Annotated in this window: 21 protein-coding genes; 9 read left to right on the top strand and 12 right to left on the bottom strand. The window is 72.5% G+C overall.

From position 1 onward, the window contains the following. The first annotated feature begins 109 nt into the window (after nucleotides 1-109). Nucleotides 110-652 carry a GntR family transcriptional regulator gene (locus OHS81_RS23515; RefSeq protein ID WP_328386643.1) on the top strand — a complete coding sequence of 181 codons (543 nt, stop codon included), beginning with the start codon at nucleotides 110-112 and terminating at the stop codon, nucleotides 650-652. A 12-nt stretch (nucleotides 653-664) separates the two neighbouring features. Here OHS81_RS23515 and OHS81_RS23510 read toward each other — a convergent pair whose 3' ends face one another. The 8 genes from OHS81_RS23510 to OHS81_RS23475 form a co-directional block, all read right to left on the bottom strand. After that, nucleotides 665-1,744 (bottom strand): 2-aminoethylphosphonate ABC transporter substrate-binding protein, encoded by a 1,080-nt coding sequence (locus tag OHS81_RS23510; RefSeq protein ID WP_328386642.1) that lies wholly within the window; start codon nucleotides 1,742-1,744, stop codon nucleotides 665-667. 129 nt (nucleotides 1,745-1,873) lie between these two features. Next, a complete protein-coding gene (locus OHS81_RS23505) occupies nucleotides 1,874-2,671 on the bottom strand; it encodes an ABC transporter permease (protein ID WP_328386641.1) in 798 nt (265 codons plus the stop codon). Continuing rightward, the gene (locus OHS81_RS23500) at nucleotides 2,658-3,728 is read right to left on the bottom strand and encodes a 2-aminoethylphosphonate ABC transporter permease subunit (protein ID WP_328386640.1); all 1,071 of its coding nucleotides are present in this window, start codon (nucleotides 3,726-3,728) and stop codon (nucleotides 2,658-2,660) included. Before OHS81_RS23500 ends, OHS81_RS23505 begins: the two co-directional genes overlap by 14 nt. After that, a complete protein-coding gene (locus OHS81_RS23495; RefSeq protein WP_328386639.1) occupies nucleotides 3,721-4,881 on the bottom strand; it encodes an ABC transporter ATP-binding protein in 1,161 nt (386 codons plus the stop codon). The genes OHS81_RS23500 and OHS81_RS23495 overlap by 8 nt, the downstream gene beginning before the upstream one ends. A gap of 1 nt (nucleotide 4,882) precedes the next feature. Continuing rightward, entirely contained in the window at nucleotides 4,883-5,536 is a 654-nt protein-coding gene (locus OHS81_RS23490; protein WP_328391375.1) for an HAD family hydrolase, read from the bottom strand. 173 nt (nucleotides 5,537-5,709) lie between these two features. After that, entirely contained in the window at nucleotides 5,710-6,831 is a 1,122-nt protein-coding gene (locus OHS81_RS23485; protein ID WP_328386638.1) for a TIGR03364 family FAD-dependent oxidoreductase, read from the bottom strand. A gap of 237 nt (nucleotides 6,832-7,068) precedes the next feature. Then, the gene (locus tag OHS81_RS23480; protein WP_328386637.1) at nucleotides 7,069-7,842 is read right to left on the bottom strand and encodes a GntR family transcriptional regulator; all 774 of its coding nucleotides are present in this window, start codon (nucleotides 7,840-7,842) and stop codon (nucleotides 7,069-7,071) included. 15 nt (nucleotides 7,843-7,857) lie between these two features. Next, nucleotides 7,858-9,072 carry an ROK family transcriptional regulator gene (locus tag OHS81_RS23475; protein ID WP_443058753.1) on the bottom strand — a complete coding sequence of 405 codons (1,215 nt, stop codon included), beginning with the start codon at nucleotides 9,070-9,072 and terminating at the stop codon, nucleotides 7,858-7,860. A gap of 56 nt (nucleotides 9,073-9,128) precedes the next feature. Here OHS81_RS23475 and OHS81_RS23470 point away from each other — a divergent pair, with 56 nt between their 5' ends. The 3 genes from OHS81_RS23470 (at nucleotide 9,129) to OHS81_RS23460 (ending at nucleotide 11,664) form a co-directional block, all read left to right on the top strand. Beyond that, a complete protein-coding gene (locus OHS81_RS23470) occupies nucleotides 9,129-10,250 on the top strand; it encodes a Gfo/Idh/MocA family oxidoreductase (RefSeq protein ID WP_328386636.1) in 1,122 nt (373 codons plus the stop codon). A 29-nt stretch (nucleotides 10,251-10,279) separates the two neighbouring features. After that, nucleotides 10,280-10,771, top strand: a complete 492-nt coding sequence (locus OHS81_RS23465) for a heme-degrading domain-containing protein (protein ID WP_328391371.1) — start codon at nucleotides 10,280-10,282, stop codon at nucleotides 10,769-10,771. Nucleotides 10,772-11,298: 527 nt separating this feature from the next. Beyond that, entirely contained in the window at nucleotides 11,299-11,664 is a 366-nt protein-coding gene (locus OHS81_RS23460; RefSeq protein WP_328386635.1) for a hypothetical protein, read from the top strand. 269 nt (nucleotides 11,665-11,933) lie between these two features. On the opposite strand, the gene OHS81_RS23455 is transcribed toward OHS81_RS23460, so the two are convergent. The 3 genes from OHS81_RS23455 to OHS81_RS23445 all read right to left on the bottom strand — a co-directional run bounded on the left by OHS81_RS23455 (nucleotide 11,934) and on the right by OHS81_RS23445 (nucleotide 14,507). Further along, nucleotides 11,934-12,791 carry a fumarylacetoacetate hydrolase family protein gene (locus tag OHS81_RS23455; protein WP_328386634.1) on the bottom strand — a complete coding sequence of 286 codons (858 nt, stop codon included), beginning with the start codon at nucleotides 12,789-12,791 and terminating at the stop codon, nucleotides 11,934-11,936. 138 nt (nucleotides 12,792-12,929) lie between these two features. Continuing rightward, nucleotides 12,930-14,033 carry a YidC/Oxa1 family membrane protein insertase gene (locus OHS81_RS23450; protein WP_328386633.1) on the bottom strand — a complete coding sequence of 368 codons (1,104 nt, stop codon included), beginning with the start codon at nucleotides 14,031-14,033 and terminating at the stop codon, nucleotides 12,930-12,932. Between the two features lie 168 nt (nucleotides 14,034-14,201). Then, nucleotides 14,202-14,507 (bottom strand): DUF6412 domain-containing protein, encoded by a 306-nt coding sequence (locus OHS81_RS23445; protein ID WP_328386632.1) that lies wholly within the window; start codon nucleotides 14,505-14,507, stop codon nucleotides 14,202-14,204. Between the two features lie 160 nt (nucleotides 14,508-14,667). Here OHS81_RS23445 and OHS81_RS23440 point away from each other — a divergent pair, with 160 nt between their 5' ends. From OHS81_RS23440 to OHS81_RS23430, 3 genes are all read left to right on the top strand, one after another. Continuing rightward, entirely contained in the window at nucleotides 14,668-16,566 is a 1,899-nt protein-coding gene (locus OHS81_RS23440; protein ID WP_328386631.1) for an AMP-dependent synthetase/ligase, read from the top strand. Nucleotides 16,567-16,777: 211 nt separating this feature from the next. Continuing rightward, nucleotides 16,778-17,425, top strand: coding sequence for a DUF4142 domain-containing protein (locus OHS81_RS23435; protein WP_328386630.1), 648 nt, complete (start codon nucleotides 16,778-16,780; stop codon nucleotides 17,423-17,425). A gap of 144 nt (nucleotides 17,426-17,569) precedes the next feature. Continuing rightward, the gene (locus tag OHS81_RS23430; protein ID WP_328391369.1) at nucleotides 17,570-19,042 is read left to right on the top strand and encodes a DUF1996 domain-containing protein; all 1,473 of its coding nucleotides are present in this window, start codon (nucleotides 17,570-17,572) and stop codon (nucleotides 19,040-19,042) included. A 510-nt stretch (nucleotides 19,043-19,552) separates the two neighbouring features. Here OHS81_RS23430 and OHS81_RS23425 read toward each other — a convergent pair. After that, on the bottom strand, nucleotides 19,553-20,365 hold the full coding sequence (locus OHS81_RS23425) for a PucR family transcriptional regulator (protein WP_328386629.1): 813 nt from the start codon (nucleotides 20,363-20,365) through the stop codon (nucleotides 19,553-19,555). A 564-nt stretch (nucleotides 20,366-20,929) separates the two neighbouring features. Between OHS81_RS23425 and OHS81_RS23420 the strand changes: the two genes are divergently transcribed. Beyond that, the gene (locus OHS81_RS23420) at nucleotides 20,930-21,679 is read left to right on the top strand and encodes a hypothetical protein (protein WP_328386628.1); all 750 of its coding nucleotides are present in this window, start codon (nucleotides 20,930-20,932) and stop codon (nucleotides 21,677-21,679) included. Next, nucleotides 21,676-23,229, top strand: a complete 1,554-nt coding sequence (locus OHS81_RS23415; protein WP_328386627.1) for an NADH-ubiquinone oxidoreductase-F iron-sulfur binding region domain-containing protein — start codon at nucleotides 21,676-21,678, stop codon at nucleotides 23,227-23,229. Before OHS81_RS23420 ends, OHS81_RS23415 begins: the two co-directional genes overlap by 4 nt. Nucleotides 23,230-23,458 lie beyond the last annotated feature (229 nt).

The raw sequence follows: 23,458 nt of genomic DNA, 5'->3' as shown, positions 1-23,458 counted from the left end.
ACGGCAAGGCCTGCCGGACATGCGGGGATTGTCTCCCGTTCCGGAAGGCAGCACAGTTGGCCGGGGAAGTGCCGGACAAGGCCGCCCGTATCCGTATCCGGAGGATGCCGTGAGCAGCATCGAGTGGGTCACCACGTCAGTGCCGTACCTGACCGCACGTCAGCCGGGGCAGCGTGATGCGTGGAGCACCGAGACGGCAGCCAAAGGGCGCCGGGGCAGCCAGCGCATCGTGCAGGCGGGAGAGACCGTCGCGCCCGCCGGGATCGCGGAGGTGCTGGGTCTGGAGCCGGGTGCCGAGGTGGTCGTACGGCGGCGCATCATGTACCTCGACGGCCGGCCGTGCGAGCTGACGGACACCTACTACCCGCTGCCGATCGCCCGCGGCACCCGGCTCGCCGGGACGGCGAAGATCCCGGGCGGGGCGATCACGCTGCTCGCCGAACTCGGATACATCGGGGTCCGGGCCCGCGAGGACGTCAGCGCGCGGCTCCCCCGCCAGGAGGAAGCCGAGGCACTGGAGTCGGACGTGACGCAGCCCGTGCTGCAGGTGATCCGGCTGTCGCTCGATGCCCAGGACCGCCCGGTCCAGGCGGACCGGATGGTCATGCCCGCACAGCTCCAGCAACTGCGCTACGACATGAAGACCGGGTGAGCGGGGCTCCCGTCAGCTCCCCGTCGCCTCCCGCCACCCCTCCACGTACGCGTCCAGGTTCTTGTCGATGTCGTTCCAGTCCGGCCGGAAGATCTGGACGTTCTTCATGATCTTGGCGAGTTCGGTGGCGTGGGCGTCGGTGGCCTTGATGTCCTTGCGGGAGGTGAAGCCGCCGCCCGCCGAGGAGACCTGGCGCTGGACGGGGGCGGAGAGCAGGTAGTCCAGGAACTTCTGGGCGTTGGCGCGGTGCGGGGCGTTCTTGACCAGGCCGGCCGCGTACGGCAGGGCGAAGGTGGTGGGCTTCGCTCCGGGTTCGGCGGCGGGGAAGAAGATGCCCTGGTGCGGCATCGACGTCATGTTGGCGTAGTTCATCTGGACGTCGCCGTTGGCGACCAGGAGTTCGCCCTTGTCCGTCTTGGGGGCGAGCTGGCCGGTGGAGGAGGACGGGCCGACGTTGTTGGCCTGGAGCTTCTTGAGGAAGGACAGGGCCGGGCCCTTGCCGCCGAAGTCGTGCAGGGCCTTGATGAGGACGGCCGTGCCGTCGCCTGCGACGCCGGGCGTGGAGTACTGGAGGTGGTTCTTGAACTTGGCGTCCAGCAGGTCCTGCCAGGTGGCGGGGGGCTGCTTCAGCTCCTTCTTGTTGTAGATGAAGCAGAAGTAGTTGTTCACGATCGAGGTCCACTTGCCGGACGGGTCCTTGTCCGCGGCGGCGACCTGGTCTGCGCCCTTGGGGCGGTAGGTGTCCAGGAGGCCCTTGCCGTCGGCCTGCTGGATGAACGGCGGGAGGGTGACGATCACGTCCGCCTTGGTGTTGGCCCGTTCGCGGGCGAGGCGCTGGACGGCCGCGCCGGAGCCGGACTCGACGTAGTTGACCTTGATGCCGGTCTTCTTCCGGAAGTCCTTGAAGACCGTGTCGTAGAACCCGTCGCCCTTCTCGCTCTTGAGGCCGTCGGCGCTGTAGACGGTGATCTCCTTGGCGTGGGGGTCGGCGGTGGAGGCGCCACCGCATGCGGTGAGCGGGGCGCCGAGGGCGAGGGCGCCGCAGCAGGCGGCGAGCGGCTTGCGGAAGGGGCGGGGGCGGGGGCGGGACATGACGCGATAACTCCTCGGGTGGGTGGGGATGTTGCGGTTGCCGGTGTGGCCGCGGGGATCAGCGGTGGGAGAGAGACCTTGGTGCGTGCCGATACGGGGTCAGTGGGGGGGGCAGTAGGGGCGGCAGGGTCAGCGGTACGAGGCCTTGGTGCGGATGCGGGAGACGCCCAGGAGGACGAGCAGGGTGGTGGCCATCAGGGCGACCGCCAGTGCGGCACCGGCGAAGAGGGAGCCGCGGTCGGTGACGGCGAAGATCTGGACCGGCAGGGGCAGCCAGTCCGGCGGATAGATCATCATCGTGGCGCTCAGCTCGCCCATGGACAGGGCGAAGCACAGGCCCGCCGCGGCCGTGAGGGACGGCAGCAGCAAGGGGAGCTTGACCCGCCACAGGACGTAGGCGGGTCGGGCGCCGAGGCCGGCCGCGCTCTGTTCGTACGCCGGGTCGAGGCGGGCCAGCGCGGCCGTCACGGACTGGTAGGCGAAGGCGGTGACCAGCACGGTGTGGGCGATGATCACGATCTGCGGGGTGCCGTTGAGGAGGAAGGGGGGACGGGAGAAGGCCACGAGGAGGGAGAGGCCCACGACCACGGAGGGGACGGCGACGGGCAGCAGGAACAGCCCGTCGAGGAGGCGGCGTGCGCGGCGGCCGAGCCGTTCGGCGGCCAGGGCCGCCCAGGTGCCGGCGGTCAGGGCGCCGACGCTCGCCGCCAGTGCGGTCAGGACGCTGGTGAGCAGGGCGTCGAGCGCATCGCCGCGGGCGATGTCCCGATAGTGCGTCAGCGTCGCGCCGGAGGGCAGCGCGCCGCTCCAGTTGTTCGCGAAGGACGCGGCGACGATCACCACCAGCGGCAGGGCGAAGACGGGCAGGAAGAGGGCGAAGAAGAGGATGTGGACGGCCCGGCGGGCGGTCCTGCTAGGCACCAGCACGGTGGGATGCACCTCCGGTACGCGGTCCGGCGCCGCCGCCCTTACGCGAGCGCACGCTCCTGGGGGGCACGGTCCGCCGCCGCACGGCCTGGTGGAGCACGGTCCGGTAGAGGGCGTAGAGCCCGGCGGACAGCGCGATGTTGACGACGGCGACGACGCAGGCTCCGGTGTAGTCACCGTCGAGGATGGCCTTGGTGTAGACGAGCATCGGCAGGGTGACGACGTCCTTGGCGCCGGTGAACAGCACGATCCCGAACTCGTTGAGGCAGAGGACGAGGACGAGTGCGCCGCCCGCCGCGAGCGAGGGCAGCGCCTCCGGCAGGATCACCTTCCGTACGATCCGCCACGGCCGGGCACCGAGCGAGGCGGCGGCCTCCAGCTGCCCGGTCTCGACCTGCGAGAAGGCGGCGAGCAGCGGCCGCATCACGAACGGGGTGAAGTAGGTGACCTCGGCCAGCAGGACGCCCCAGGGGGTGTGGAGGAAGTCCAGCGGCCCCTGGGCGGCGCCGGTCATATCCGTCCACAGGCCGTTGGCCATGCCGACGGTGCCGTAGAGGAACAGCAGGGCGAGGGTGATCAGGAAGGAGGGGAAGGCGAGGAAGATGTCGATGAAGCGGCCGAGTGCCTTGCCTCCGGGAAGCGGGACGAAGGCGATCACGAGGGAGAGCGCCAGCCCGAGGAGCAGGGCGCCGGCGGTGGCGCCGACGGCGATCAGCACGGTGTTCGTCAGCGCCTCGCGGAAGGAGGCCTCGGCGAGGACCGTGGCGTAGGGGGCGGTGGAGTGGCCGCCGTCCTCGGGGCTGAAGGACTGCCACACCACCAGGGCCAGGGGGTAGAGGAAGACCAGCGCGAGGGCGGCGACGGGGGGCAGGGCCCAGAGGGCGGGGCCGGGGCGGCGGGGGCGAGCGGCAGCGCCGGCGGCAGGGCCGGCGCTCTCCGTGGCCCGGCCCGGCGCTGCCGCCCCGCCCGTCCCGCCCGTCCTGTGCGTCCTGTGCGTCCCGTCTGTCCCGACCGTCCTGTCCGCCCCGGCCACCACCGCCGTATCCGTCCTAGGCACGCGCCTCACCACCCTCGCTGAGCCCCGCCGGGATGAGGACCGCGTCCTCGGGCGCGAAGTGCAGTGCGACCTCGTCGCCCAGCGCCGGTGTCTCGCGCAGTTCGCGCACGTCGGCGAGGACGCGGTGGCCGTCGACCGCCGCATACAGACGGTGCGTCGAGCCGCGCCACTGGACCTCGGTGATCGTGCCGCGCAGGGTGGTGCCCCGGCCGTCGCCGAGCGGGCTCTCGCCGAGGCCGACGAGGTGCGGGCGCAGACAGAGGGTGGCGGTGGCCCCCTCGGCCACGCCGTCGCCGACGGGCACGGCCAGCGTCCGGCCGGCGAAGTCGACCCCGTCGCCGCGCACCGTCACCGGCAGCAGATTGGCGGTGCCGACGAAGGAGGCGGTGAACTCGGTGCGCGGGCGGCGGTAGAGCTGCTGCGGGGTGCCGCAGTCCTGCAGCCGGGCCTTGTCCAGCACCGCGATCCGGTCGGCCAGGGTCAGCGCCTCGACCTGGTCGTGGGTGACGTAGAGGATCGACACCTCGGGCAACTCGCGGTGCAGCCGGGCGAGTTCGGCGAGCATGCCGGAGCGCAGCTGGGCGTCGAGCGCGGAGAGCGGTTCGTCCAGCAGCAGCACGCCGGGGCGGATGGCCAGGGCCCGTGCAATGGCGACCCGCTGCTGCTGGCCGCCGGACAGCTCCCTGGGGTGCCGGTCGGCGTAGGCGGCCATCCCGGTCATCTCCAGCGCCTCGGCGACCCGGCCGGGGATCTCGGCGCGCGGTGTCTTCTGCGCCTTGAGTCCGAAGGCGACGTTCTCGGCGACCTTCATGTGCGGGAACAGCGCGTACTGCTGGACGACCATGCCGATGCCGCGCCGGTGGGGCGGCAGTCCGGTCACGTCCCGGCCGCCGATCAGCACCCGTCCCGAGGCCGGCTGGACGAATCCGGCGACCGCCCGCAGCGCGGTGGTCTTCCCGGAGCCGGACGGGCCGAGCAGGGCCATCACCTCGCCCGGCTCGACGGTCAGGTCGAAGGAGTCCAGGACGGTGTGCTCCCCGTGCTTGCCGTAGGCGACACAGACGTGGTCGAAGCGGATGCCCGAGGGGGGCGCGGCCCGGTCGGCGGACGGGCCGGCGCTCCGGCCGGGCGCCGTGGCAGCTGGGGCGGGCATCTCACACCACTCCCAGCAGCGCGGGCAGTTCGGCGACCGAGCCGAGGACGTGGGTGGCGCCGGCGGCCTCCAGCTGTGCCCGCTCGTGCGCACCGGTGAGCACACCGGCGACGACCGAGGCGCCGGCCCGCCGCCCCGAGAGCATGTCGTACGAGGTGTCGCCGGCCACCGCGATCCGCTGGACGGAGTCGGTGGCGTGGGTGCGCAGCAGCGCGGTGAGGACCATGTCGGGGTAGGGGCGGCCGCGACCGCCCGCGTCGGCCGGGCAGAGGGTGAGCCCGACGAGGTCCCGCCAGCCGAGGGCGCCGAGGATGGCGTCCTGGGTGACCCGGGCGAAGCCGGTGGAGAGCGCCACGGTGCGGCCCGCCGCCTGCAGCGCCTCGATGGCCTCGCGGGCGCCGGGGACCGGCGCGATCCGTCCGCCGTCGACCAGTTCCCCGTAGGCCGTCTCGAAGGCGGTGTTGGCGCGCTGGGCTGCGGCCTCGTCGCCGAAGAGATGGCGGAAGACGGAGATCTTGGACTCCCCCATGGTGGCGCGTACGTAGGCGAGCTTTTCGGCATGGCCGGGGCTGCCGGGTTCGACGCCCAGGTGGCGGGCGGCGACGTCGAAGGCCTGCTCGACCAGGCCGCCGTCGGCGACGGTGGTGCCGGCCATGTCGAGGACGATCAGGTCGATGGCGGTGTGGACGATGGCGGTGTGGTCGATGGCGTTCCGGTCGACCTGATCGGCGCTGTCGGTCTTCTCCCGGTCATCGGCGTTGTCGGCGTTGTCGGCCTTCTCCCGGTCATCGGCGTTGTCGGTCATCTCGCTGATATCGGTCAACTCACTCACCAGTCCAGTTCGTTCGCGGTGGTCTCGGCGATTGCCGGGGAACAGGTCATGCCGCGCCCGCCCGGCCCGGTGACCAGCCAGACGCCGTCGCGGACCTGCTGCCGGTGCACCACCCGAGCGGTGTCGGTGCACTGTGCGTAGACGCCGGCCCAGCGGCGGCGGATACGGGGCAGCGGGCGGCCCAGGATCGACTCGACGACGCCGGTCAGGTGCTCGTAGGGCTCCTCGACGGTGTCAAAGGCGAACGGCGTCGCGTATTCGTGGGTGTCGCCGATGGTCAGTCCGCCGTCGGCGCGCTGGACCATCAGCAGCTGCATCTTGTGCGCGGCGGCGGCCGGCGCCTGCGCCTGGCCCGCGTTGAGCGCGTCCAGGGCCGCGCTCCGGTACGCCGGGTAGTAGCGGAAGCTGTCGGCGTCGGCGACGGAGGTGGTCAGCGGCTCACCGAGCGGGTCGGTCTGCATCATCTGCAGCCGCACCCGGCGCACCGGCAGATCGGGGACCAGCTCACGCACCAGGCCGCCGAGCCAGGCACCGGTGCACAGGATGACGGCGTCGCCGCGGTGGAGGTCGCCGTGGTCGTCGCGTACGGCGCGCTCGCCGGTCACCTCGCGGACCTCACGGCCGCCGAGGTAGGTGTACCGGCCGGACTCCAGCAGCGCCGCCTTGAGGGCGCGTTGGGCGATCCGGGGCTCGACGGCGGCGTCCCGCTCGCACCACAGGGCGCCGGCGAACTCGCCGCGCAGGGCGGGGTTGCGGGCACGGGCCTCGTCGGCGTCCAGCAGCCGGTAGCCGCGGGCGGCGGCGTCGGGGCGGCGGGCGGCGGCCTCGGCGACGGCCAGCTCGGCGGCGTTCTTGACGACGGTCAGCGAGCCGATGGCCCGGAAGCCGAGCTCGGGGACGCGGGCGCCGATGCCCTCCCACAGCTCGCGGGCGCGCAGGGCGGTCGACAGCTCCTCGCCACCGGCCCGGCCGCTGATCCAGATCTGCCCGAAGTTACGGACCGAGGCGCCGCGGGCCTCGGCCTCCCGCTCGATGTGCAGGACGTCATGGCCCCGCTCGACTGCGTGCCAGGCGTGCAGGGTTCCCAGGACGCCGGCTCCGACAACTATGACTCGCATGCCCCAGACGGTCGCGGCGGTGGGTGACCCGGCGGGGGCGCACCGGCGACGCGACGGTGAACAGGGTCCCAAAGTTGGCCTAGACCCGTTATCTTCTCGTGACATTCAAGGGGTGCGAGCCAAGGCCGACGGGCGTCGCCACCTCGCCCGGCCGAGGAATCATCGCCCCTCGACCGGCGGACCTCGCCCCCTCCGTCGGCGGGCAGCGATCCCTCGGCCGGTGACCGCCGCCCGCCTTCACTCCGACGCGGCCGGCTTCCCCAAATGGGTGGTGAAGGAGAACCGGTCCCCCCGGTAGAGCGAGCGCACCCGCTCCAGCGGGCGGCCCCGGGTGTCCCGCGAGAGCCGGTGGATCAGCAGCATCGGCAGTGCGCCCGGCGTGCCGATCAGCAGCGCCTCGCGCGGGGTGGCGAGGACGGTCTCCAGCCGCTCGTCCGCATCGCCGAAGCCGATGCCCAGCTGCTGGTGGAGATAGGCGTAGAAGGACGAGTCCGGTGCGAAGCCGGTGGCGAGGTCCGGCACCCGCTCGACCGCGACATAGGTGCTCTCCAGTCCGACCCGCTCGTCGTCGGCGAGCAGCACCCGCTCCATGTGCCATACGGCGTCGCCCACGTCGAGCCCCAGGTCGCCGGCGAGCTGCGGCGGGCACGGGAACCGGTCCAGGCTGACGAGATGCCGGCCCGGTTTGCGGCCCTGGCTGCGTACGCCCTCCGTATAGCTCGCGAGCGACAGCGACTGCTCCATCTTGGGACCCGCGACGACCGTGCCCCGCCCCAGCCGCCGCAGCCGCCCCTCCAGGATCAGCTCACGCAGGGCCTGGCGCAGGGTCTCGCGGGAGACCTCGAAGCGCAGCGCCAGCTCGCGCTCGGTGGGCAGCACCTCGCCCTCGCCCAACTCCTCCAGCAGCGCGGCGATGTCGACCTTGGCCGCGTAGTACTTGGGAATGCGTCCGTGCTCGGGGACGCCGGACCGGATGGGTGCGCCAGGATCCTGGCCGTACGGGAACTCCACCCGGTGATCCTCGCACTACGGGCGCGGGGCGGTGCGTCCCAGGCCGGGCTGACGGCCCCCGAACAGCGGCGCCAGCACCAGTTCCGCCGCGCCGTCGGCGACCACCCGCGCACCGCCGCGGGCGAGCGCCACCGGCACCGCCTCCCCGGCCCCGGCCCTGCCGCGGGTGCGCGCCTGCTCGGCGAGTGCCGTGGTCACGCCCCCGAGGAACGCGTCGGGGTGGTCCAGTACGGTGCGGCCGCCGAGCAGCACCCGGTCGATGTCCAGCAGCTCGACGAGGTTGGCGGCGCCCACACCCAACGCCCGTGCCGCGCCCGGCAGATCGCCACGGGCGACCGCCGCCAGGCACAGCGCCTCGATGCAGCCGCGCCGTCCGCAGCTGCAGCGCGGACCGTCCCACTGCACGATCTGGTGGCCGAATTCACCGGCGCCGGTGCGCGGACCGCGGTAGAGGCTGCCGCCCAGGACGAGCCCGGCGCCGAGGCCGGTGCCCAGATGGAGGTATCCGAAGGAGCCGGCGCCCGACGGTATCCCCTGGGCCAGGCCCAGTGCCGCCGCGTTGGTGTCCTTGTCCAGGACGACGGGCAGGCCGAGGCGTTCGGCGAGCGCGTCCCGCAGCGGGAAGCCGTCCCACCGGGGCGCGCCGGTGACCCGGTGCAGGACGCCGGTGGTGTGGTCCAGCGGGCCGGGGCAGGCCACCCCGGCGCCCAGCACCGGCGGCCCGCCGGCCTCGGCACGCAGGGCGGCGACCTCCCGTTCGGCGGTGGCGAGCACCTGCCCGGCGCCCGCCTCGAAGGCGAGCGGGGCACGGCGTACGCCGACCGCTTCGCCCGCGAGGTCGGCGAGGACGGCGGTGAGCTCATCGCGGTCCAGATGCAGCCCGACGGCGTGCCGGGCGCCGGGGACCAGCCGCAGGACGGTGGCGGGCTTACCGCCCGTGGAGGCGCGGCGGCCCGCCTCGGTGACCAGGCCGTCGGCCCGCAGCCGGGCGGTGATCTTGCTGACGGCCTGCGGGGTCAGCCCGGTGCGGCCGGCGAGCTCCCGCCGGCTGACACCTTCCTCGCCGGCCGCGCGCAGCAGGCCGAGCACCAGCGCGGCATTGTGGCCGCGCAGGGCGGGGAGGTTGACGCCCGGCGGGCCGACAGCGAAGCCGTCGCGGGAGAGATCGTTGCCGTTGCTGCTATTGCTGCCGTTGTTGCCGTTGTTGCCGTTGCCGCTCTTGCTGCTCACCCACCCATTGTCCGCATCGCTTGCACTTTGGCAACAGCGTTGCTTAAGTGGGAGCCATGAGCGAGAAGCGCGACTCCACCGGCACCGCCGCCCTCCACGACCCGCTCCGCGTCGGCCTCATCGGTTACGGCCTGGCGGGCTCGGTCTTCCACGCCCCGCTGATCGCGGCCACCGAGGGCCTGCAGCTCGACACCGTCTCGACCGCCAGCCCGGAGCGGCAGGCGCAGGCCCGCGCCGAGCATCCCGGGGTCCGTACGGCCGACACCCCCGAGGCGGTGCTCGCCCGCGCCGCGGACCTCGATCTGATCGTGCTGGCGACACCGAACAAGACGCATGTGCCGCTCGCCACCGCCGCCCTGGAGGCCGGTCTGCCGGTGGTGGTCGACAAGCCGCTGGCCGCGACCGGCGCCGAGGCCGAGAAGCTGGCGGCGCTCGCCGAGGACCGCGGCCTGCTGCTCTCCGTCTTCCAGAACCGCCGCTGGGACAACGACTTCCGCACCGCCCGCACGCTGATCGAGCAGGGCGAGCTCGGCGACGTCTACCGCTTCGAGTCCCGCTTCGAGCGCTGGCGGCCGCAGCCCAAGGGCGGCTGGCGCGAGTCCGGCGACCCGGCGGAGATCGGCGGACTGCTCTACGACCTCGGCAGCCACCTCGTCGACCAGGCGCTGGTCCTCTTCGGCCCGGCCGTCTCCGTCTACGCCGAGTCCGTGGTCCGCCGCCCCGGCGCGGAGGCCGACGACGACTCCTTCATCGCCCTCACGCACGCGAACGGCGTCCGTTCCCACCTGTGGATGAGCGCCACCGCGGCCATGCTGGGCCCGCGCTTCCGGGTGCTGGGCAGCCGGGCGGGCTATGTGAAGCACGGCCTGGACCCGCAGGAGGCCGCGCTGCGCGAGGGGCGCCGGCCCGGTGACGAGGAGGGCGAATGGGGCGTGGAGCCGGAGTCCCGCTGGGGCCGGCTCGGTGCCGGGTCCTCCCCGCAGAGCGGTGGCGGCGAGCGGGTCCCGACGCTGCCGGGCGACTACCCCGCCTACTACGCCGCGATCGCACGGGCGCTGCGCGAGGGCGGCCGCCCACCGGTGACCGCCACCGAGGCCGCGGCCGCCCTCCGCGTCCTGGAGGCCGCGAAGCTCTCCGCCGCCGAAGGCCGTACGGTCCACCTCGGGACGCCCGCGTGAGCGCGGCCGGCCCGGAGCGAGGCACGCCCATCAACACGGCCGGCACACCGGCGGCGGCGAACGACGAGATCCGCGAACTGGCGGCGCAGGAAGACCGCCTGGTCCTCGACGCCTTCAGCAACGACGACGCCTGGCACCTGGGCTCCCTGCTGGTGGAGCTGGCGCGGGAGCGCGGCGCCGCGGTGACGGTCGGAATCCGGCGCGGCACCCAGCACCTGTTCCACTGCGCTCTGGCGGGCACCTCCGCCGACAACGACGCCTGGATCGCCCGCAAATCCGCCGTCGTGGAACGCTACGGCGAGTCCTCCTACCTGGTCGGCCACCGATTCCGAGCCAAGGGCCGCACCTTCGAGGACTCCTCCCGCCTCGACCCGGACCGCTATGCCGCCCACGGCGGGGCCTTCCCGGTCCGGCTGCGCGGCACGGGTGTGGTCGGCGTCGTCGCGGTGTCGGGACTGCCCCAGGCCGACGACCACGCGCTGGTGGTGGAGGGACTGGAGCGGTTTCTGGCGGCGGACTGACACGGAGCGGAGGCGCAGAACTCCCGCTTGGGGGTACGTTTCTGAGTGCTACCGCAGAACGGAGTCCATCGTGCCGGCGAGCATCGAAGAGCCCGCCGGCGCACGGATCGCCCGATACAAACCGTGCTGTCTCATCGGGGACGGCACCGGGTACCTCTCCCGCATCGCCGATGACACCGAGACCGCTCAATTGCGACCGATGACGGGCCGACGCTTCCTGCGGAGGCGTTCAGGTGAGCGCCCGACTGACGCCGAGCCCGGAAAAGTGACTTTCCGGCCCGGCCGTCCGTTCCCCGAGCGGGCCGCCGGGCCTGCCGGCCCGCCCGAATGCACCGCCTGCCGGAACCCTGCCGCTCAGGCGTCCTTGAGATCCAGGCCCGTCCCGGAATGTCGCCATCGTCCGGCTACATCGCCCGTAGACTCCGAGCCCTGTGCGACGAGTTCGGTCCTTTGAGCCGCGACCACCGCGTGGCGGAGCTGGGGGCGGAGATCGCCACGCTGAGCACGCCGTGACGAGAGGGGTTGGCATGTCGCAGACCGAAGGCGCACGACTGTTCCGGGAAACCTGGATCGCAGGGGTGCACCAGCACTTCCCCGGGGTACCCAAGGCCGGATACGTCACCCCGTGGGACGACACCCCGCAGTGGGAGCGCGCGGCCGCAGGGGCCGTCTACGCGCAGGTGCGCCAGTTCGTCGAGGTCAGCGGGGGTCACACGTCGAGGCTGTCTCGCGAACAGAAGGGGCGCTTCGTCGCGACCTGCTGGGCGGCCCAGATGTTCCGGCACTTCGAGGATCCGAAGCCCGCGTACGTAGCCGACTGGCCCGACCTTCCGTCCTGGCAGCGGGAGACCGATGCCGACATCTTCGAAGCCATCGAGAAGGCGCTGAGCTGATCTCCCGGAGACGTTCCCGGGAGGCGGGAGAGGACTCGGCGGGCGGGATACGTTCGGTGTTGTTGTCGTGTTGCCGCCATGTTGTTGCGTAGGGGGTCGTGTAGGTGCCGGGCCGCGGCGGGGAGTTGTACGGAGCAGGCTCGGTTGAACTCTCCGCCGCTCCCGCCGCCACCTGGCGCTCCCAGCGTCACCTGCCGCCGGCGACCGCCACTCGCCGCCACCCGCCCGCAGCGTGACGTGTGGTCAGGACCCGGCTGGGCCGGGGCCCCTCAGGCCCCCTTGAGCTGCTGTCGCTGCCGCCCCAGGCCGTCGATTTCCAGTTCCACGATGTCGCCGGCACGTAGATAGGGCTTGGGGTCCGGGTGGCCCATGGCGACGCCGGCCGGGGTGCCGGTGTTGATGATGTCGCCGGGGTGGAGGGTCATGAACTGGCTGACGTAGCGGACGACTTCGGCCACCGGGAAGATCTGATCTGCGGTGGTGCCGTCCTGTTTGAGGTCGCCGTTGACCCATAGCCGCAGGCCGAGGGCCTGCGGGTCGGGGACCTCGTCGGCGGTCACCAGCCACGGGCCCAGGGGGTTGAACGTCTCGCAGTTCTTGCCCTTGTCCCATTGGCCGCCGCGCTCGATCTGGAAGGTGCGCTCGGAGACGTCGTGTGCCACGGCGTAGCCGGCCACCGCCGCCAGTGCCTGTGCGTCGCTCTCCAGGTAGCGGGCCCGGCGGCCGATGACGACCGCCAGTTCCACCTCCCAGTCGGTCTTCACGCTGCCCCGCGGGACCAGCACGGTGTCCTCGGGGCCGACGACCGTGTCCGGCGCCTTCATGAAGAGGATCGGCTCCTCGGGGGGCGTGGCCCCCGTCTCCCGGGCGTGGTCGTGGTAGTTCAGGCCGATGCACACGATCTTGCCGATCCGGGCCAGCGGCGGACCGGTGCGCAGCCCGGCCGCGTCGAGCGGTGGCAGCTCACCGGACGCGGCGGCGGCGCGGAGGCGCGCCAGTGTTCCGTCGTCGGCGAGCAGCGCTCCGTCGATGTCCGGCACCAGGCCGGACAGGTCCCGCAGGACCCCGGCCTCATCGAGCAGCGCCGGGCGTTCCGCCCCCACCGTTCCGACACGCATCAGCTTCATCGGTTCCACTCCCGTGGTCGAAGGTCGGCCCGGGAAAGGGAATTCCGGGCCGGCCGATGGGGGACGGCCATCGAGCGATGTGGCCGATCGTCCAAGAACGGGGTCCGGTCTGCAAGACCCCGTTCACGGACTGGACCGTTACCGGGTGGTAGTGGCGGTTTCCCCGGTGGTCTTCCCGATGGCCTCCCTGGCGGCCTCCCCGGGAGCCCCGCCGGTCTGCGGCTTCGGCCCGTCGGCCGGGCCGGTCCTGGCCTGGGAGTTGGCCCTCGCACGGGCCGCGCGCTGCCGGGCCGCGCGGGTCTTCGGCGCGCCCTTGCGGTCCGTACGCTGCGGCTCCGGACGCGGCGACGCCGGACGCTTCTGCGGGGACCGGGTGCCCGAGGCACCGTCAGCCGGGGCGGGCGCCCGGTCCCCGGACGGGGCGACGTCCTTCGCCTCGGTACGGGCCGGATTCCCCTTGGCCGGCTTGCCTTCAGCCGGCTTCGCCTCGGCCGGTGCCGCCGCGATGGCCGCGTCCCCCTCGCCGCGCTTCCGGTCCCGGTGCAGCAGCGCCCGCTCGCAGGCCGTCCAGATCGTCGTTGTGACCGTGTAGAGCCCGGCGGCCAGCGGCACCACGGCCACCGTGATCAGCATGCCGAAGGACAGCAGCGGCATCACCTTGGCCATGGAGGCCATCCCGGGCAGTGCCGCGCCGGCGCCCGCGGCCGGCTGCGGGGCCTTGGCCATCGTGGTGCGGGCCCGCCGGAAGTTCCAGGTGGCGACGGCCGCGATCAGCGCGAACAGCGCGAGGTAGACCAGTCCCTGCGGCCCGAAGGGCCCGCCGTCCGCCAGCGCCTGGCTCCAGTGGCCGCCGAGCGGCGCCCCCAGCAGTGTGTGGTGCAGGAGACCGCCGCCCCCGGTGGAGAACAGGTGGTACATCACGAAGAAGACGGGCAGCTGCAGCAGGGCCGGCAGACAGCCGGCCAGGGGCGAGGAACCGGTCTCGGCGTACAGCTCGGAGGTCGCCTTCTGCAGGCGCTCGGGGTGGCCCTTGTGCTTGCGCTGCAGTGCGGCGAGCTGCGGGGCGAGCGCCGTACGGGCCTTCTCGCCGCGGGCCGCGGCGCGGGCGAGCGGGTGCAGTGCGGCGCGGACGCCGAGGGTGCACAGCACGATGGTGGCGGCCATGGCCGCGCTGCCGAAGAGCGGGGCGATCGCCTCGGCGCCGTGCGCCAGCGCGTCGCCGAGAAAGCCGAACATGGACATGGGTGAGCCCTCCACGGGTCTCGTCGTGCCGGGATGAGGATTCGGCGTGACGAGCCGCGCGGACGCGGAATGCGGTGCGGTGACCGGACCGGATGCGGTGCAGTGCTGCGGACCGGATGCGGTGCAGTGCTGCAGACCGGATGCGGTGCGGTGAGCGCGACCGGGCGCCTACGCGGCCGTCGGGAGGGGACGGCCCGGTGCTCGGGGGCGCGGGCGGCCGGCCGCGTCGGGATCACGTTGTGGCAGGAAGGCCGTACGCCGCTCGCGGTCGCGCAGGGCCGTACGGATCCGGCCCGGTGGCAGCGGCCGGGCGCAGGCCGCGATCAGGAAGGCGCGGCACAGGAGCAGCAGCGCACCGGTGGTCGCGGCGGCGGTCAGGGCGGCGGTGAGCCCGGTCTGCGTGAGCAGGAAGCCGGCCAGGACGAAGAGGAGTGCCGAGGTGTACAGGCGCCAGGCGTCGAGGATGCGGTACATCCGGCGCCCTCCCCGGGTTGTCAGGTCGTCAAGACTTATCGGCTTCCGCTCAAGAGTAGCCACAGATCTGGGCAGCCGGGACACCGGCCGATAACTTGCCCCCCTGCCGTCGGGACGTCGGCAGGACCAGGGGGTCAAGGGGGAACACCTAGGAGGTGCTGTGCGCGACATCAGCGTTCCGGCCGTGGCGGCTCGACTGCGGACCGGCGGTCTTGCCGATTCCGTCTTCGACACCGCGACCCACCAGCCGGATTTCGCTCAGCTCGCCCGCCGCGACGCCAGAGCGCCCGGCGGCTGGCAGGAGGTGTCCGCGGCGGAATTCCGGGACGAAGTCATGGCCCTGGCCAGGGGGCTGCTGGCGGACGGGATACGGCCCGGCACCCGGGTCGCCCTGATGTCCCGTACGCGCTACGAGTGGACGTTGTTCACCTATGCGCTGTGGGCGATCGGCGGACAGCTCGTACCGGTCTATCCGACCGCGTCGGCCGAGCAGGTGCGCTGCATCCTCGCCGGGGCGAAGGTCACCGCGATCGTCGTCGAGAACGAGGCGCAGGCCATGACCGTGGCCGAGGCCTGCAACGAGCAGGCCAGACTGCGCCGGCTGTGGCAGCTGGACCTGGACTGCGTCCGGCGGCTGACGGAGGAGGGCACCCGGCTGCCCGAGGCGGATGTGCACCGGCTGCGCCACATGGTCTCCCCGGAGGGGATCGCGGCGATCGTGTACACCTCGGGAACGACCGGGCGCCCGCGCGGCTGTGTGATCACCCACGCCAATCTCGCCGCCGAGTGCGACACCCTCTACGCGGGCTGGGGCGGGCTGCTGGCCGCGCCCGGCGAACGCCCGTCGCTGCTGGCCTTTCTGCCGTTCGCGCAGATCTACGGGCTGATGGTGCAGGTGGCGTGTCTGCGCGGCGGGGTGAAGCTCGCCCATCAGCCCGATGTGTCGTCGGAGGAGTTGCTGACGGCCCTGGCCTCGTTCCGTCCGACCTTCCTGTTCGCGGTGCCGTACGTCTTCGAGAAGATCTGCACCCGCGCCCGGCTGGCCGCGGAAGCGGCGGGCCGGCGGCGGACGTTCGACGCGGCGATGACGGTGGCGGTGCGCTACGCGGAGGCGATGGCCGAGGAGGCGCGGGGCACCGGGCGCGGGCCCGACCCGTTCCTGCGGGCCCGGCACGCGCTCTACGACCGGCTGGTGTACTCCCGCATCCGGCAGACGCTGGGCGGCCGGGTGCACACCGCGGTCTCCGGCGGCTCGCCGCTCCTGCGCGAACTGGGCCTGCTCTTCGCCGGGATGGGCATCACCGTCTATGACGGCTACGGCCTGACGGAGACCAGCGGCGCGATCACCGTACAGCCGCCCGGCAAGGTGCGGTTCGGGACGGTGGGCCGCCCGCTGCCGGGCAGCGCGGTGCATCTGGCGCTGGACGGCGAGGTGTGGGTGCGCGGTCCGGTGGTGTTCGCCGGCTATCTCGACGAGGACGGCACCGCGGACAGCGGGCTCTACGACGGCTGGCTGCCGACCGGCGACCTGGGACATCTGGACGAGGACGGCTATCTCGTCATCACCGGCCGCAAGAAGGACATGCTCATCACCAGCAACGGCAAGAGCGTGGCCCCGCAGGGGCTGGAGCAGCGGCTGTGCTCCCATCCGCTGATCTCGCAGGCCGTGGTGGTCGGCGACAACCGGCCCTATGTCACCGCGCTGCTCACGCTGGACCCCGAGGCACTGGAGCACTGGCGCAAGCTGCGGGACGAGCCCAGCGCCGACAGCAGCGCGCCGACGCCGGAGGAACAGCTGCAGGCGGAGGTGCGGCGGGCGGTGGCGCGCGCCAACGCGTCGGTGTCGCGGGCCGAGTCGATCCGCGCCTTCCGGGTGCTGCCGGGCCAGTTCAGCCAGGAGTCCGGGCTGATGACGCCGTCGCTCAAGCTGCGCCGGGCGGCGATCGTCAGAACGTACGCGGCGGAGATCGACGCCCTGTACGCGGAGGGCAAGCGCGAGGACCCCGGCACGCGGCGGGACCGCCGCCGCTGGGCCGCGGCGGGGCTGTACGCGCGCTGAGCACGGCACACACCACGCTGGACGGGCCCGGCCGGGCATACGAAATCCGACGCACGTCACCCGTTCCCCCGGCCGGGCCCGCATGCGGCACCGTAGCAGTGCCGCGGCGGACCCGGCCGTTATTTGTCCAGGGGTGAGGACCCGGGCCCGCCGGCCCGGTGCGGCACTTAGCGTCCGGTGGGATTCCAGTAGTGACGAACCGGGAGGCCGTGTGCGGTCCATCCTCAGCAATTCCGCAACATCCGGGCGGGCCATCGCCACCGGACTGGTGGTTGCCGCGCTCGTGGCCACGCTCGCGGCGCTGCTGCTGCCCGTCCAGCTCTTCGGCGAGTCCGCGGCCGCGGCGACCACCACCCTCTCGTACGACGACGACGGTGGCGGCACGGTCGAGACCCGCTACGGTCCGCTCACCGCGATGGACCGGGACTTCGTACGCAAGGTCAAGCTGGCCGGGCTGTGGGAGATGCCCTCGGGCCGGATGGCGCAGCAGCGCGGGACGACCGCCGCCGTCCGTACGGCCGGCAACCACCTCGTGGCGGGACACACCGAGCTGGACCGGCGGTCGAACGAGGCCGGCCGGGCGCTGGGTGTCGACCTGCCCACGGAGCCCAACGTCGCCCAGCAGGGCTGGCTCGGCCAGCTCAAGGCCGCCCAGGGCAAGGAGTTCGACGCGACGTTGGCCGAGTTGTTGCGCCGGGCCCACGGCAAGGTCTTCGGGCTGATCGCCTTGGTCCGCGACCAGACCAAGAACACGATGGTGCGCGCCCTGGCGGACCGCGCCAACAGCGTCGTGCTGGACCACATCACGGTCCTGGAGAAGACCGGCGACGTCGACTTCAACACCCTGCACACCAGCTGACCGGTCGCAGGCACCCCTCCGCGGTGCGTCCACCACGACCCTCTGTGAACCGAAACAGGACGACACCCCTCACATCGGACGAAGCGAAGTGATCTCATGAGGCAACGGCAACAGGCCCATAAACGCTCGCGTTTGACGAACAGAATGCTCATCGGCGCGACCGCCCTCCTGCTGGGCGGCGGCGGGCTGGCCGCCTACGCCACCACGGCGCTGGCGGGCAACCAGACCACCCCCGGCACGGCGTCCGGCCATCAGCACACCGCGTCCGGCATCACCATCTCCTGCCCCGATGTGGGCGAACGGCTGCGGACCGTTCCGCGCAGCGCCCAGCTCCCGGTCTCCAAGGGGCTGTCCGCCCTCGACAAGCAGGTGCACGACGCGTACCACAAGATGATGGGCGGCAGCGGTACCGCCGTCATGGCCCCGCTCAAGGCGCAGCGGGAGAAGACCATCAAGATGATGGTCACCGCGATCGCCAAGAACACCAAGCGGCCGGGCTATCTGATCAAGATGAGCGGCTGCACCACCAAGCCCGTGGACGAGGGCGCCGGCGCGGGCGGCAACGACTCCACGAAGTCCGTGCAGGACGGCTGGTACCAGGGGCAGACCCAGAACCAGACCCAGGGCGACCAGCAGGGGCAGCAGCAAGGACAGCAGAGCCAGGACCCGAACCAGCAGCAGGGCCAGGACCCGAACCAGCAGGGCCAGAACGGCGGCCAGCAGGGCCAGGCCGGCGGGCCCTCCCCCGACGACTTCGTGGACATCACCACCGTCCAGCCGAACGCGGACGCCCCGCCGTTCGCCGCCCCCAAGGGAGGCAACGCCTCGACGGGCACCTTCACCACCGAGTGCGGGCGCAACGAGGACGGCCACTTCAACTCCGACAACGTCATCGTGACCCCGGGTGTCAGCAACGGCGCCCACCACACCCACGACTACGTCGGCAACAAGGCCACCGACGCCTTCGCCGACGACAACAAGCTCGCCGCCTCCGACACCACCTGCAACAACGGCGACCAGTCCACCCACTACTGGCCCGTGCTGCGCAAGCTGGACGGCGCCGCGGAGCAGAAGCCGGGCGCCGCACAGGACGCCAACGTCGGCACGACCCTGACCCCGGCCACGGTGACCCTGAAGTTCCGTGGCAGCCAGGTCGGCCAGGTCGAGGCGATGCCGCGCTTCATGAAGATCATCACCGGCGATGCCAAGGCGTTCACCAACGGCACCAAGAACGCCAACGCCTCCTGGAGCTGCACCGGCTTCGAGGACCGGCAGCTGAAGGACAAGTACCCGCTGTGCCCCCAGGGTTCCCAGGTCGTACGGACCTTCGCCTTCCAGAACTGCTGGAACGGCCGGGACATCGACAGCGGCAACCACCGCGACCATGTGGCGTTCTCGGACCAGAACGGCGTCTGCCCCAACGGCTTCAAGGCGATCCCGCAGCTCACCCAGCGGATCACCTACGACGTCCCGCAGGGCCAGAGCTTCGCGGTGGACAGCTTCCCCGAGCAGCTGCACAAACCGGTGACCGACCACGGCGACTTCATCAACGTGATGCCGGACCAGCTGATGAGCAAGGCGGTCGACTGCATCAACAGCGGCCGTAACTGCACCTGAAACCGGTCCCGGTGAGCCCTGAGCCCCTTGGGGATCCCCCAAGGGGCTCACTCACGGGCCGTTGGCGGGGTGGCCGCGGTGGTCGGTGAGCGGTGGTCGGTGAGCGGTGGTCGGTGAGCGGTGGTCGGTGAGCGGTGGTCGGTGAGCGGTGGTCCGTGAGCGGTGGTCCGTGAGCGGTGGTCCGTGTGTGGTCGGTGAGGCGGTGGTCGGCGGTCGCGGCCCTTGGTCGTGGACCGTGGCCGTGCCCCGTGGCCCGGTGGCCGTCGCCCGTGGCGTGACCCCGTGACCGTCCCCCCGTGGCCATCGCCCCAGGCCGTGTCCCTGGCCCGCAGCCCGCAGCCCGCAGCCACGGCCCACGACCCACGGCCCACGGCAAAGCAGCGGCCCCGACCCGGATGTCCGGGGGTCGGGGCCGCTGCTCGGCGCCGGGTGGCTGTCGCTGTGCCGGAAGGCCCCCACCGTTCCGGTCGGCCGTCAGCTCAAGGGGCGCGGTGGTTCATCCGCCGGTCCTCAAAGACCGTTGACGCGGGCCTCACGGGCCATGCCCAGCGGGCGTATGGACGAGGCGACGGTCCGTGCGCGGCGGCCGGCGCGTGCGCGGTAGCTGCGGACATGCGCCATCAGGCGGCGGCTGCGCAGCGCCATTTCCAGCTCGAAGCGGGTGCGCGGGTCACGCAGCACCGGGCCGAAGAGCTTTTCGATCTGACGCAGACGGTATCGGACCGTCTGGGGGTGCACATGCAGCAGTTTGGCCGCCTCGGGGGCACCGCCGCCCTCCAGCCATGCCAGCAGCGTGACTTCGAGCCGTTCGCTCTGCCGGGGCGTCAGCTCCTCCAGCGGGCCCAGCCAGCGGGAGGTCAGCGCGTCGGCCAGCGACTCGTCCTGGAGCAGCAGCAGCGCGGAGAGATGGTCGTCGACGAACGCGGGCCGCGACTCGGGGCCGACCCGGCCCGGGGCCAGCGTCAGCAGATAGCGGGCCCAACGCAGCGAGGACGCGGTGTCGGTGGCCGGTACGACGTGCCCGACCGCGGCCGGCCGCCCCTTGAGCGCCGCCTCCAGGCGGGCCCGGGTCTGGGTGGCCGGGTCGGGGACGAACAGACAGGTGTACCCGTCGACGGAGCCGATGAGGGCGTGTCCGAGCGCCGCGGCGAGCTGGGCGGCCTCGGCGGGTGTGGCGAGGACGACGGCCTGGAGGGTGTCGGGGATGGGCCAGCCGGCCTCGCGGGACAGCTCGGTCAGCCCCTTCTCGGGCAACTCCCGTTGTCCGGCGAGTACGTCGAACAGGTCCTGGCGGGCCCGGGCCACCGGCATCGGAGTCACCACGGACGGCACTGCCCGAGGTTTACTCTCCGACTCTTTTTGGTACCCAAGAACTGTCAGCAAGGCCTGTTCAAGCGCCCATTGTGCCTCTTCTACGGGAGTATCCCCGAGAAGTGCGGACAATGCGGGAAATCCGCGTTGCAACTCCGCGACCAACTTGTCGGCGAGATCCGGAAGTTCATTTCTGACTACCCGGTTCCACTCGCCTCGTGGACGCGACCAGATGCGGTTCAGGAGATCACACATCGCTACCTCGATCCTGGCGGGGATGCGGCTGTTACTGGGAATTGGCGCCCCCGTGCGCCTGAGTCGGCATCATCCGGAGTCACCCCGCGGGACCGCGATGCCAGTGCAGGAATTTGTCACAGCGCGATAAACCTTACGAAAGCTTGAACGCGTTCGGAGATGCTTTTACACATCCGGATTACGGCCCTGTGTATCCGACCGGTTACAGAATGTTTAGTGTTACCGGGGGTCACCCGAACAAAAGCCCCGGGCAAATTACGCCCCCGGGAGATTTCATCGAAATTCGCATCCCGCACCCGCGCCCTGACACCGGGAGGTCCGATGTCCGCACCGCGTATGCAGAGCCGCCGCGCCGCACACCGAGCCCGGCCTTCGCCCTTCGTGCCTCGCCCCCGGCGTCCCCCGAACGAACCCGGGCCGCCGGCCCGCCGACCGGCCGGCGGCTTCGCCGGAACCGCCGCGCTCCGCCCGGCGCTTCCGGCCGCACTGCTGCTCTTCCTCGCCGTCATGCTGCGCTCCGGCGCGGTGGACGGCCTGCTGAACTTCCTCGACTTCGGCGCCGGGGTGCTCGCGCTGGTGTCCCTGTCGGTCACCGTGCTGTGGGGCCTGGCCGCCACCGACCGGATGGTGCTGAACTCCGGCCACCGGCTGCTCGCCCAGGCCGTGCACCGCGGCACGGGTGTCGCCGGCCTCGGCTTCCTCGGCCTGCACATCTGGGTCAAAGTCACCGAGGGCCACACCGATGCGATGGCCGCCGCGGTGCCCTTCACCGATGGCGCCCGCCCGGGCCTCATCGGCCTCGGCACCCTCGCCGCCTACGTGTTCATCGCCGTCGCGGTGACCGGCGCGGTGCGCGGCGCCTTCACCGGCATCACGGCCTCCCGGTGGTGGCGGGGGCTGCACATGAGCGCGTACGCCGCCTGGGGGCTGGCCCTGGTGCACGGCCTCAGGGCGGGCCGCCCCGCGGCCGGCTATGCCCTTGTCGGCTATGCCATCTGCCTTGTCGCGGTGGCCGTACGGCTCGCGCTGCGGATGCGCGACTCACGCAGGAACACAGGAGAACTCCCATGACCGCCCCCGCCCCCACCCGCCCGCTCCCGGCCGTTCCCGGCCCCGCGGAGCCCGTGCCGACACTGGCGTCCTTCGGCCCGCCCCGCCTGCTGGCGGGGCTCGACGAGATGCCGCGCATGGGCCGGGTGGCGCATCTTGCCCGTCACGGCGGCCTGCCCCAGCTCAGCTCCACGGAGCTGGTGGCGCTCGCCGAGGACATCGACCTGCGCGGCCGGGGAGGTGCGGGCTTCCCCTTCGCCCGCAAGCTCACCGCCGTCATGGACGGGATGCGCAAGGCCGACGGCAAGGGCGCGGTGGTCGTCAACGGCAGTGAGGGCGAGCCCAGTTGCCTCAAGGACACCGCGCTGCTGCTGCACGCCCCGCACCTGATGCTCGACGGCGCCCTGCTGGCCGCCGACGCGCTCGGCGCCCAGGAGGTCGCGATCGGCGTGACCCGCATGGACGTGCTGAAGTCCGTGCAGAGCGCCATCGACGAACGCGGCCCGGTGCGGCCGACGTTACGGGTCACCCTGCTGACCGAACGGTTCGTCACCGGCGAGGGCTCCGCGATGACGAACGGACTGGGCGGCGGCGCCGGCCTGCCCTCGGGCCGCAAGATCCGCTCCAGCGAGCGCGGGCTGAACGGTGTGCCGACGCTGCTGTCGAACACCGAGACCTACGCCCAGCTCGCCGTGGCCGCCCGGCTCGGTGCGCTCGGCTACCGCACCACGGGCCTGCCCACGGAGCCCGGCACGCTGCTGCTGACGGTCGCCGGCAGCCGGGTGGTGGAGGTGCCCTACGGCGTCTCGCTGGCCCGGGTCCTGGCGCTGTGCGGCATGGACCAGGGTCAGGGCGTGCTGATCGGCGGCTACCACGGCACCTTCGTCTCGCCCACCGACGCGCTGACCGCGAAGCTGTCGAAGGAGTCGCTGGCCGAGTACAACGCGGTGCTCGGTGCGGGAGCGGTACTGCCGCTGCCCTACGACACCTGCCCCGCCGGCGAGACGGTACGCGTCGCGCAGTGGATGGGCGCCGAGTCGGCCGGCCAGTGCGGCCCCTGCGTGCTGGGGCTGCCCGCACTCGCCGAGCAGCTCGACCGCGCCGTACGGGGCGGCGGTGCCGCCGCGCTGGAAGCCGTCCAGGCGCGGATGCGGGCGGTCGAAAAGCGGGGCGCCTGCAGCCATCCGGACGGCACCGCGCGCTTTGTCGCCTCGGCTCTGGCCGCCTTCCCCGAGGAGTTCGAGCGGCATGCGCAGGGGTTCGGATGCGGCCGCCCGGTGACCGGTGCGCTGCCGGTCACCGGGAGCCGGCCGCTGCCGTCCACCGTCCCCCAGCCGGCGCCCGCCCCCTCCCGGGCGGCCGCGCCGCCGCAGGAGCGGCTGCTGGTCGACTGGACGCTGTGCCGCGGCCACGGCCTGTGCGCGGATGTGGTGCCCGGCATCATCAAGCTGGGCCCGGACGGCTACCCGGAGAAGGCCAGCATGCCGTTGCCGGCCCGGATGCGGCGCCGGGCGCAGCTCGCGGTGCGCCGCTGCCCGGCGCTCGCACTGCGGGTGCAGGGCGGCAGCTGAGGTGCGGGGGCGGGGCGTCAACCGGGGTGCCGGGCAGGGCCTTCGGGCGTCAACCGCGGTGCCGGGCACGGTTTTTGCCCAGGGAGAAAATTCTTCGGCTCCGTTGAACGCCCGGCACCCCGTAGCGCGTATTCCCCCGGCGACGGCACCCCGCCGGGGCCCCGGGCCGCATCGGCGCCCGGTCCACCGTCCCAGCCCTCACCTCGGCAAGCGACACACTCACCAACCG

It is taken from the genome of Streptomyces sp. NBC_00400 (genome assembly GCF_036048035.1).
Classification (GTDB): Bacteria; Actinomycetota; Actinomycetes; order Streptomycetales; family Streptomycetaceae; genus Streptomyces.
Note: the sequence above shows the minus strand (reverse complement) of the source record. Positions and strands in the feature narration are given on the sequence as shown.

Coding starts and splice junctions, on each gene's coding strand:
- OHS81_RS23430 (WP_328391369.1), top strand. CDS start 17,570: ATGCTCATCGGCGCGACCGCCCTCCTGCTGGGCGGCGGCGGGCTGGCC.
- OHS81_RS23490 (WP_328391375.1), bottom strand. CDS start 5,536: ATGGCCGGCACCACCGTCGCCGACGGCGGCCTGGTCGAGCAGGCCTTC.
- OHS81_RS23420 (WP_328386628.1), top strand. CDS start 20,930: ATGTCCGCACCGCGTATGCAGAGCCGCCGCGCCGCACACCGAGCCCGG.
- OHS81_RS23510 (WP_328386642.1), bottom strand. CDS start 1,744: ATGTCCCGCCCCCGCCCCCGCCCCTTCCGCAAGCCGCTCGCCGCCTGC.
- OHS81_RS23445 (WP_328386632.1), bottom strand. CDS start 14,507: ATGTACCGCATCCTCGACGCCTGGCGCCTGTACACCTCGGCACTCCTC.
- OHS81_RS23460 (WP_328386635.1), top strand. CDS start 11,299: ATGTCGCAGACCGAAGGCGCACGACTGTTCCGGGAAACCTGGATCGCA.
- OHS81_RS23450 (WP_328386633.1), bottom strand. CDS start 14,033: ATGTCCATGTTCGGCTTTCTCGGCGACGCGCTGGCGCACGGCGCCGAG.
- OHS81_RS23470 (WP_328386636.1), top strand. CDS start 9,129: ATGAGCGAGAAGCGCGACTCCACCGGCACCGCCGCCCTCCACGACCCG.
- OHS81_RS23455 (WP_328386634.1), bottom strand. CDS start 12,791: ATGAAGCTGATGCGTGTCGGAACGGTGGGGGCGGAACGCCCGGCGCTG.
- OHS81_RS23495 (WP_328386639.1), bottom strand. CDS start 4,881: ATGCCCGCCCCAGCTGCCACGGCGCCCGGCCGGAGCGCCGGCCCGTCC.
- OHS81_RS23485 (WP_328386638.1), bottom strand. CDS start 6,831: ATGCGAGTCATAGTTGTCGGAGCCGGCGTCCTGGGAACCCTGCACGCC.
- OHS81_RS23415 (WP_328386627.1), top strand. CDS start 21,676: ATGACCGCCCCCGCCCCCACCCGCCCGCTCCCGGCCGTTCCCGGCCCC.